Here is a 3391-nt window from a genome sequence, read left to right on the forward strand (position 1 = left end):
AGTCGGACGCTAATGTCTGCTGGTCAAAATATATGCCGAGGAATAAAATTCGTGCGTTGAATATTGCAGTGTTCCATTCCCAGAGATGTGTGAGGGAATTTATAGATATTTTAAGACATTGTGGTTAATGTCCGATGTTTTATAACTCACATACGACTCCTCTTAACGGTTTCCATTTCGAGTTAGGACGCAGGAGAATATATGCAGCATATAAGTGAGCAATTTTCTTTTGACGTGTTTTTAAGCCATAGCTCGAAAGATAAAAAGGTGGTTTTAGAGATTGCGAAGCGACTCAAGAGCGATGGGCTGCGGGTGTGGTTCGATGAATGGGTCCTCAAGCTGGGGACAGTATCCCTCAAGATTGAAGAAGGGTTAGAAAAATCTCGCGTGCTTGTGCTCTGCATTTCGAAGCATGCTTTTGGCTCCGATTGGGCGCAGTTGGAATCAGGAACATTCCGTTTTCGAGATCCTCTGAACCAAGAACGCCGCTTCATCCCCATTCGGCTCGACGATGCCCCCATTAAAGGATCTTTGGCGCAATTCTTGTGTATCAACTGGCTATCGAAAGAGGGGGATCTGGAGTATTCGAGGCTTCTTCAAGCCTGCCGTCCGCTAGTCGATTCTCCCTTGGGGAATGTGGATATTGCGCAAGAGCATTTCGCCGAAAAGGTTATTAAACTCAATGACGCCAAGCGAGGAATCAACATCTACGCATTTAGCCCTGATGGTAAGAACGCACTTACAAGTCACGGTGACTATAAAATACGGCTGTGGGATTTAGAGATTGGTCGCTGTCTGCGGATTTTCGAAGGCCACACAGCTATCGTTCATAGTCTGGCGTGGAGTACCGATCACACCGCATTCTTTCAGGTTCCGTTGACCATACCCTGCGTTTGTGGGATTTACAGGCGGGAAAATGCGACCGGATTTTCAAGGGCCACGACGATGTCGTTAGAAGCGTGGTATGGGGAACCGATCAACTTCATGCCCTCTCTGGTTCCAATGATGGGACCCTGCGGCTGTGGGATTTAGTCACGGGGGCTTGCTTGCGGATTTTCGTGGGCCAGAAAGGCCCAGTCGCTGAAGTGAGGATGAGTAAAGACCAACGGCATGCCCTTTCAGGGTCCGGGGACCAAACATTGCGCCTATGGGAAATTGAGACGGGAAAATGCTTGCGTGTACTTCCCGGCCATACGAGCTTCCTGCTTTCGGTCGATTCAAATTCGGATCTACGTTTTGCCATCTCCGCTGGTGATGATCAGACTGTGAGGCTATGGGATGTGGAGATGGGGCATTGCCTTCGCGTGCTTGAGGGCCACTTCGAACAGGTACATGTTGTGAAGTTCAATCATGATCGACGTTTTGCCCTTTCCTCGTCTTATGACCGAACTGTGCGCCTGTGGGATACCGAGAGCGGAATTTGCCTATGTGTGTTAAAAGGCCCCGAAGGTCCTTCTCAAATGGTGGGGTGGAGTGATGATGAAAGCCGTGCATTTTCCGGCGATCAAAATGGAATTATTCACGTATGGGACCTGTCGGAATTTGGAACCAAAGTAGGAATGAAAAAAAATACTGGAACTGAGTTGTCGGCCATTCCGGATCAGGTCCAATATACAAATGCCAAAGTTTTACTTGTTGGCGAAAGTGGGGCGGGAAAAACGGGGATCTCCAGAAGGTTGGCTTTGAATGATTGGCAGCCTAGCGAGTCGACGGTCGGTGCATGGGCCACGCACTGGCCTCTACCTGTAGCACCTGAGAATGGCGTCGAAAGGGAAATCTGGCTCTGGGATTTTGGTGGGCAGGCGGACCAACGATTGATCCACCAGCTCTATATGGATGAAACTGCCCTGGCGGTGCTCGTTTTCGATGGCCAGAAAGAAGACCTTTTTGAGACGCTCAGTCAGTGGGACCGGGATATTACCCGCGCCTCGCGCACGGAAATTGGCAAACTGCTAGTTGCTGGGCGGGTTGATGCCGGCGGGCTGCGTTGCAGTATGAAACAAATTGAAGCCTTTGCAAAAGAACGCGGTTACCCGCCATTTCTGGCAACCAGCGCTAAGGTCGGTACGGGCTGCGAGGATTTGAAACAGGCCATTCTGGACAGTATTCGCTGGGAAAATATTCCATGGCGGACTTCACCTCTTCTTTTCAAGCAATTGAAAAAAGAGATCATTCGGTTCAAGGACGAGGATCGTGTGCTGATACGGTTCAACGAGCTCCGGGATAGCCTCCAACTGCGGATGTCCGGCGAGGACATGAAATTTAGCGACGAGGAATTGAAGACGGTGATAAGTTTGTTGGCCGGCCCCGGCGCAGTATGGCAATTAAATTTTGGGAGCTGGGTGTTATTACAGCCCGAGCGGATCAATTCCTATGCCCAAGCAGTTATCAGGACCCTCCGTGAAGATCGGTTCGAACGCGGATGTATTCAGGAAGAAAAGGTACTTGCCGGAACTTTAAAGTATGAGTTGTCCGCTCCGTGGTTGTCAGTGGACGAAGAACGAATTGTTTTATTGACCATGCACCAAGCTTTAGTGGAACGGGCTTTATGCCTACGCGAACATACTCCGGAAGGAACCCTGCTGATCTTCCCCAGCTACTATCGGCGAGAACGTCCGGAACTGACCGGGCATCCGGCGGTCCAGGTCAGTTATCGCTTTCACGGCTTCTTGGATGACATCTATGCCACGCTGGTAGTCCAACTACACCACGCTAAGACGATTGAAAAGGATGAGCTCTGGCGTTACGCGGCAGACTTCATGACGCTTACAGGGAAAAAGCTTGGGGTCAAGCTGAAGCGTTTGGGCGAGGGGGCCGGCGAGCTTGAGGTGTATTTCGATCCCTTGATCCCGGTCGAGGAGAAGATCCTCTTCAGTAAGTACATCCATGAGCATGTGATGCAGAAGGGAATAGACGTCGTTCGACTTCGTCACTATGTTTGTCCCCATTGCGGTACGGAAATAGGAAATCGCGAAGTGGCCATGAAGCGATTGACGAACTGGTTGGAAGGAGACCGCGGCGGAGATGTTCCAACCATGATCTGTGCTGCGTGTGAGGATAGATTTCCTCTTTGGGATCAAATGGAGCAGTACTTCGCTAGCCCTGAAGCACAGCAGCGTGTTCGTGCGCTTCAGAATAAAACCGAAATTAACCTCGATAACGAAAGCAAGCAGAGGGCGTTGGTAGGGGAAGAAATCTCCACGGTGGCACTCGCTGGACAGATCTGTGGTGAGAAATCTGTTAGCGATCACGATATCGATATGGAGATTGAGTTTAAAGATGACAACTACGAAGCCACAGGCAAAATGCTATTCCTGCAGTTGAAATCCGGCGATTCGTATTTGCACAAGCGGAAAGGTGGTCGCCCAGCGGTCTGTAAAATAAGGAAAGT

General features: G+C 50.1%; 2 protein-coding genes. Both read left to right on the top strand.

All coding sequences use genetic code 11. The features are described 5' to 3' along the window. Positions 1 to 201 precede the first annotated feature (201 nt). Positions 202 to 1032: a TIR domain-containing protein gene (locus AAH187_RS19005; RefSeq protein ID WP_342350064.1), complete on the top strand. Its 831-nt coding sequence runs from the start codon at positions 202 to 204 to the stop codon at positions 1030 to 1032. A gap of 140 nt (positions 1033 to 1172) precedes the next feature. Then, a partial coding sequence (locus AAH187_RS19010) for a GTP-binding protein (RefSeq protein WP_342350065.1) occupies positions 1173 to 3391 on the top strand: 2219 nt, incomplete at its 3' end.

The sequence above is a fragment of the uncultured Nitrospira sp. genome (genome assembly GCA_902500695.1).
Taxonomy (GTDB): Bacteria; Nitrospirota; Nitrospiria; order Nitrospirales; family UBA8639; genus Nitrospira_E.